This is a genomic window from Kitasatospora sp. NPDC056076 (assembly GCF_042266305.1).
Classification (GTDB): Bacteria; Actinomycetota; Actinomycetes; order Streptomycetales; family Streptomycetaceae; genus Kitasatospora.
The window spans coordinates 69,003-75,541 of the sequence record NZ_JBHJWG010000035.1; the positions used below are offsets into that span (position 1 = coordinate 69,003).

Here is a 6,539-nt window from a genome sequence, read left to right on the forward strand (position 1 = left end):
GTCGAAAACCGCTGGTGGCAGCCCCGGTCCGCCCGTCAGCATGGGCCCATGACCACCGACCCCCCGGTCCTGCTGCTAGCCCCGCGCATCAACGAGACCGGCCTCCAGCTGCGCACCGCCGCCGGGCTGCGCGGCCTGCGCGCGTGCACCGCCACCTCCTGGCGGGCGCCGCGCGAGCTGCTCGGCGCCGCGGTGCACGTGTACGGCGGGCCGCTGTTCGCCGACGCGGTCGGCCGGGAGCTCGGCCTCGCCCTGCTGGAGCCCGCCGAGGACTGGCTCGCCCGACTGCCGCTCGCACTGACCGGCCGGCGGATCTGCGCGACCACGCTGGCCGAGGCCCGTGCGCTGGGCGGCCCGGCCTTCGTGAAGCCGCCCGCGGACAAGCTGTTCGCCGCCCGGGTCTACCCCGACGGCGGCGCGCTGCCCGGGCCCGGGCTGCTGGACGGGGACACCCCGGTGCTGGTGAGCGAGGTCGTGCGGTTCCGCACGGAGTACCGGCTGTTCGTCCTGGACGGCGCGGTGCGGACGGGCTCGCGCTACGCGCGGGACGGTGACCTGGCCGTCGCACCGCTCGGGGCGGACGGCCCCGAGGTGCTGGCCTTCGCCCGCGACGTGCTGGCCGCCTCGGCCTCGCACGCCCCGCTGCCGAGCGCGGTGGTGGTGGACGTCGGCCGGACGGACCGGGGCTGGGCGGTGGTCGAGGCCAACGCCGCCTGGGCCAGCGGGGGTTACGCCGCCGACCCGGGCGAGGTCCTGGACGTGGTGCTGCGCTCCTCCGGCCCTGCTGCCCAACTGCCGTGCACCGAGCGGGTGTTCCTGCGCGAGCTGCCCGAAGTGGTGCGCTGACCGGCGGGTTGACCGGGGGCGGCCGCTTGCGGTCCCGGCCTGCGGTGGCGCACGATCGGGCACCATGACCACCACGCACCTCACCCACATCACCCAGCCGCCGGGCGTCTTCCCCGCGAAGGGCTACACCCACGTCGTCACCGGCACCGGCCGACTGGTCCAGGTCTCCGGGCAGGTCGCCTTCGACGAGCACGGGGACCTGGTCGGCGCGGGTGACCCGAAGGCCCAGGCGCGTCAGATCTTCGAGAACCTGCGCCGCTGCCTGGCCGCCGCCGGCGCGGACTTCTCGGACGTCGTCAAGTTCACCTTCTTCATGACCGACATCGCCCACCTCGCGGCGATCCGGGACGCCCGGAACGAGTACCTGGGCGACCTGCCGCTCCCGGCGGCCTCGGCGATGCAGGTCGCGGCGCTGTTCCGGCCCGACGTGCTGATCGAGATCGAGGCGACGGCGGTCGTCCCGGAGTAACGCCCGTACGCCCCCTCGCACCAGAGCTCCTCACCCCAGAGCTCCTCACCCCAGAGCTCCTCACCCCAGAGCTCCTCGCTCCGGCCCCCTCAGGCCGCCCGCAGCCGCGTCTCCCGCCGTCCGGCCCACCGGACGGCGGGCCCCATCGCCAGGCCCGCCGCCAGCAGCGCCGCGCCCAGCACCGCCCACCCGGCCACCCCGTACCCGATCACCGCGGTGCTGACCACCGCCGGTCCGGCCATCATCGCGGCCGCCGAGCCCGCGTTGAACACCCCCTGGTAGGCGCCGTGTTCGTGCTCGCCCGCGAGGTCGTAGCTCAGCGCCCAGCCGCCCGCCTGTCCCATCACCTCGGCGAGCGACTGCAACCCGATCCCGACCAGTGCCACGGCGGCGGCGAGGATCCCGGGCAGGCCGTGCGCCATGGCGATGACCAGGCAGGAGGCGGCCAGCACCAGTCCGGCGCGCCGGCAGGCCCGGGCGGCGGCCGTCCGCTCCTCGGTGCCCCGGGTGGCCCGCACCTGGAGGGCGATCACCATCAGGGTGTTGACGATGAAGGCGCCGGCGACGGTGATCCGCGGCGCGTCGGTCTGCTGGACGATCCACAGCGGGACGCCGACCTCCAGGACGGCGAACTGCAGCCCGAGGACGGAACACAGCGCGGTCACCACCAGGAACGGACCGTCGCGCAGCGCCGGGTTGCGCCGCCGGCCCTGCCCGACGCCCTGCCCGACGCCCGCCCCGCCCGAGGCCGAGGCCGAAACCGAGGCGGGTGCTGAGGCGCCCGGCCCCGCACCCGCGCCCGCCTCCGCCGGCAGCCGGTACATCAGCAGCGCGACGGCCACGTACGAGACGGCGTCGGCCAGGATCGCCGCCAGGTAGACCGGCCGGGTGTCGAACTGGAGCGCGATCGCGCCGAGGCCGGTCCCCAGGCAGATGCCGATGTTGGTCACCACCCGCAGGTACGCCCGGCCGGCCACCCGGCGGTCGGCGGGCAGCACCTGGGCGTACAGCGCGTTCCGCACCGCGGCCGCGCCGCGGTCCACCGCGGAGACCGCGCAGGCCAGGGCCACGAACGCGGCGTAGCCGTGCACCAGCGCGTACCCGGCCGTGCCCACGGCCTCGATCGAGACCAGCACCACCAGGACCCGCCGGGCGCCCCAGCGGTCTGCGGCCCGGCCGGCCGGCACGCTGGCGACGACCCCGCACAGACCGGCGGCCGTCATCCCGAACCCCAGCTGGGCCGCGCTCAGTCCGAGCACCCGAGTGAAGAACAGCACCGCGACGGCCAGCGAGAGGCCGTTGCCCACCGTGTTGACCAGGGTGATCCCGGCCAGTCGACGGACCGTCGGATCGGGGTGGAGGCGGCGCCGGAGGGCCCCGGGCAGGCGGCCGTTCGGCTGGTGCGCGGGCACGCCGAAGGGTGGTGCGGAGGACTCCGCCGGTGTGGTGGTCATGCCGAGGATTCCACCGTCGGGCGGGCCGCACCCGACACTCCTTTAGGCTCTGGCTAAAAGCTCGACGACCGGCAGCCGACGGGAGGATCCCGGTGCACCGCTTCACCCTCCGGCTGGCCGACCTCGCCAGCACCTGGTTCGCCTACTCCCCGATCCTGGAGGCCGTGCTCAGCCTGCGGATGTGGACCCACCCGGGCCGGTACCGGCTCCAGAGCCCGGCCTTCGAGCGGCTGGGCCCCTCGTTCGCGCGCCTGGACTCCCGGCTGCTGCTCTCCCTGGTCGCCGAGAACCGCTGGGTCCCCGACTTCCTGACCCCCCGACCGTCCTCCCCCGCACCGGAGTTCCGCACCCAGCTCGCCACCGTCCGCGCCCTCCCGCCGGAGCAGCTGCGCGGCGAACTGGAGCTGACCTTCCGGCCGCACGGGCAGCCGCTGCCCGCCCTGCTCGACGCCGGACTGGCGGATCCGGCCCGGCTGTTGAGCCGGATCTGCGACTCCCTGGAGGAGTACTGGGAGGCGTGCCTCGCACCCGCCTGGTGGCCGCAGGCCCGCGCGGTCCTGGAGGCCGACCTGGTGTACCGGGCCCGGGTGCTGGCCCAGCACGGCGCGACGGCGCTGTTCACCGACCTCGACCACCGTCTGGAGTGGGCGGACGGCGCGCTGTCGATCAACCGGCACTGGACGGACGGGGACGTGGAGACCGCCGTGGACGGGCGCGGGCTGGTGCTCAGCCCGACCTTCTTCGTCCGGGGCGCGATCACCATGATCGACAGCACCCGCGCCCCGCAGATCTGCTACCCGGCGCGCGGCCAGGCCGCCATGGCCGGACAGGGCCCGCCGGTGCCGCCGCGCGCGCTGGAGGCCCTGGTCGGCGCACCGAAGGCCCGGCTGCTCGGCCTGCTCGCCGAGCCGGCCTCCACCACCGAGCTCGCCTACCGCCTGGGCGTCACCCCGGGGGCGGTCAGCCAGCACCTGTCCGTGCTGGCCGCCACCGGCCTGGTCAGCCGGGCCCGGCACGGCCGTTCGGTGCTCTACCGGCGCAGCGCGCTCGGGGACGAGCTCTCCGGCGGCCGGTGAGCGCCCCGCCGGCCCGCCGACCGGCCGCCCGGCCACCCCGCCACCCCGCCACCCCGCCACCCGGCGACCTCCCCAACTCCCCAGTGGTACAGACCTGTTGACGCATTGGTCCAGTCCTCCTACAGTGCCCATGCCCCCGCCCCCCACGGCGCGGGCACCGGTCGCCCACGGATCACCCCGGTTCTACGTCACCCTGTCCAACCCCCACAGCCACAGGGAGAACCATGTCCGCTCGATCCCGGGCGGGACGCCCCCGCATGCGCAGCAGACTGCTGGCACTGCTGTCCGTCCTGCTCCTCCCACTCGCCGTCCTGACCGCACTCGCCGCCCCCGCGCTCGCGGCGGGCAAGCTCACCGCCACCTTCACCACCGCCGACAACGGCTCCTGGTGGCAGGGCACGTACATCGTCCACAACGACAACGCCACCGCCGTCACCGGCTGGACCCTGGACTTCGACCTGCCCACCGGCGTCACCCTGGGCAACACCAGCAACGGCACCGCGACCGTCAACGGCCGGCACGTCACCGCCACCGCCGCGTACTACAACGCGACCGTCAACGCCCACAGCACCACCGAGCCGTACAGCTTCTGGTTCGTCGGCACCGGCCCGGTCTCCACCCCGCTCAACTGCCGCATCAACGGCGACAAGTGCGACGGCTCCGCCGACGTCCCGCCGTCCGCGCCGGGCACCCCCACCGTCACCGGGTCGACCGCGCACACCCTCGCCCTGAGCTGGCCGGCCGCCACCGGCGGCGACTTCCCGGTCGCCTCCTACGACGTGCTGAACGGCGCCACCGTGCTCGCCTCCGGCCCGACCGCCAACGCCCTGGTCACCGGGCTCACCCCGGCCACCTCGTACACCCTGACCGTCCGGGCCAAGGACAGCCGCGGCAACACCGGCCCGCTCAGCGCCCCCGTGACCGCCGCCACCTTCGACCCGTCCACGGACACCGTCCCGCCGACCGCGCCTACCAACCTCCGTGCCACGTCGGTCGGTTCCTCCGACGTGACGCTCGCCTGGAACGCCGCCACCGACAACGTCCGGGTCGCCGCGTACGACGTCTACCAGGGCGCCACCCTGGTGACGACGGTCGACGGCGGCACGCTGACCGCGTCCGTCGGCAGCCTCTCGCCGTCCACCGCCTACACCTTCACGGTGAAGGCCCGCGACCCCGCCGACAACGCCTCACCCGCCTCCGCGCCGCTCGCCGTGACCACCGCGGACATCGTCGGCGCCGGAAAGTACGCCCGGGTCGGCTACTTCGTCCAGTGGGGCATCTACGGCCGCCAGTACTTCGTCAAGAACCTCGACACCTCGGGCAGCGCGGCCAAGCTCGACATCGTCAACTACGCCTTCGAGAACATCGATCCGGTCAACCTGACCTGCCTCGCGGGCGTCACCAAGGGCACCACCGCCAACCCGGAGGACCCGGACCAGGGCACCGGCGCCGGTGACGCCGACGCCGACTACGCCCGCCCGATGAGCGCCGACCAGTCGGTGGACGGCGTGGCCGACGACGGCTGGGGCAAACTCCGGGGCAACTTCAACCAGTTGAAGAAGCTCAAGGCCAAGTACCCGAACCTCAAGGTGGTCGTCTCGCTCGGCGGCTGGACGTACTCCAAGTACTTCTCCGACGTCGCCGCCACCGACGCGTCCCGGCAGAAGTTCGTCAAGTCCTGCGTGGACACCTGGATCAAGGGCAACCTGCCCGCCTACAACGGCGCCGGCGGTGACGGCGTGGCCGCCGGGATCTTCGACGGCATCGACCTCGACTGGGAGTGGCCCGGCTCCGGCGACGGCCACCCGGGCAACCACTGGAGCGCGAACGACAAGGCCGACCTGACCCTGCTGGCCGCCGAGTTCCGCAAGCAGCTCGACGCGCTGGGCGGCCCGCACAAGCTGCTCACCGCCTTCACCCCGGCCGACCCGGCCAAGGTCGCGGCCGGCTGGGACCTCGGCAAGGTCTTCACCTCGCTCGACATCGCCAACGTCCAGGGCTACGACTTCCACGGCTCCGGCAGCGACAACTCCTGGGAGCCCAACCGCACCGGCCAGGCCTCCAACCTCTACCCCGACCCGAACGACCCCTACGCCTTCCACTTCAGCGTGGACGGCGCCGTCCAGACCTACCTCGCCGCCGGGGTCAACCCGCGCAAACTGACCATCGGCTTCCCGTTCTACGGGCGCGGCTGGCAGGGCGTGGCGGACGGCGGCGCCCACGGCGTCTGGCAGTCCGCGAACGGCGCGGCGCCCGGCCAGTTCGCCGAGGAGGCCGGCACCCGCGGGTACCAGAACCTGGTCACCGGCGTGCCGGGCCTCACCGTCTACCACGATCCCAAGTCCGTGGCCACGTACGGCTACACGGGCGCGAACGGCCAGTGGTGGACCTTCGACGACGCCTGGTCGATCGCCCAGAAGGCGGCCTACCTCAAATCGAAGAACCTGCTCGGCGGCATGATCTGGGAGATGTCCGGCGACACCCCGGCGGGCAGCCTGATGTCCGCCCTCGACACCGGGCTCAAATAGCCGGCTCACCTAGCCGGGCTCACCTAGCCGACCGTCCCCGCACCACGGGCCGGGGGGGGGCCCCCCCCCGGGGGGGCGGGGCCGGCGCCCCCCCCCCGGGCCGCCACCCCGGGGGCCGCCCCGCCCGCGTGGGCGCGCGCCCGGGGGGGCGCCGCCGCCGCGGGGC

At 74.3% G+C, this 6,539-nt stretch carries 5 protein-coding genes; 4 read left to right on the plus strand and 1 reads right to left on the minus strand.

Annotated features, from left to right (window positions below):
- Positions 1-48: 48 nt before the first annotated feature.
- Both ACFC1T_RS26430 and ACFC1T_RS26435 read left to right on the plus strand, forming a co-directional pair.
- Positions 49-846, plus strand: coding sequence for an ATP-grasp domain-containing protein (locus ACFC1T_RS26430; RefSeq protein WP_375892387.1), 798 nt, complete (start codon positions 49-51; stop codon positions 844-846).
- 64 nt (positions 847-910) lie between these two features.
- Positions 911-1,315, plus strand: coding sequence for a RidA family protein (locus tag ACFC1T_RS26435; protein WP_375892389.1), 405 nt, complete (start codon positions 911-913; stop codon positions 1,313-1,315).
- An 89-nt stretch (positions 1,316-1,404) separates the two neighbouring features.
- Here the strand turns inward: ACFC1T_RS26435 and ACFC1T_RS26440 are convergent, their stop codons facing one another.
- A complete protein-coding gene (locus ACFC1T_RS26440) occupies positions 1,405-2,769 on the minus strand; it encodes an MFS transporter (RefSeq protein ID WP_375892391.1) in 1,365 nt (454 codons plus the stop codon).
- A gap of 92 nt (positions 2,770-2,861) precedes the next feature.
- Between ACFC1T_RS26440 and ACFC1T_RS26445 the strand changes: the two genes are divergently transcribed.
- Together ACFC1T_RS26445 and ACFC1T_RS26450 are read left to right on the plus strand one after the other, a co-directional pair.
- The gene (locus ACFC1T_RS26445; RefSeq protein WP_375892392.1) at positions 2,862-3,845 is read left to right on the plus strand and encodes an ArsR/SmtB family transcription factor; all 984 of its coding nucleotides are present in this window, start codon (positions 2,862-2,864) and stop codon (positions 3,843-3,845) included.
- Between the two features lie 257 nt (positions 3,846-4,102).
- Complete coding sequence (locus ACFC1T_RS26450; protein ID WP_375892394.1) at positions 4,103-6,373, plus strand: glycosyl hydrolase family 18 protein; 2,271 nt, start codon at positions 4,103-4,105, stop codon at positions 6,371-6,373.
- The last annotated feature ends 166 nt before the right edge of the window (positions 6,374-6,539 follow it).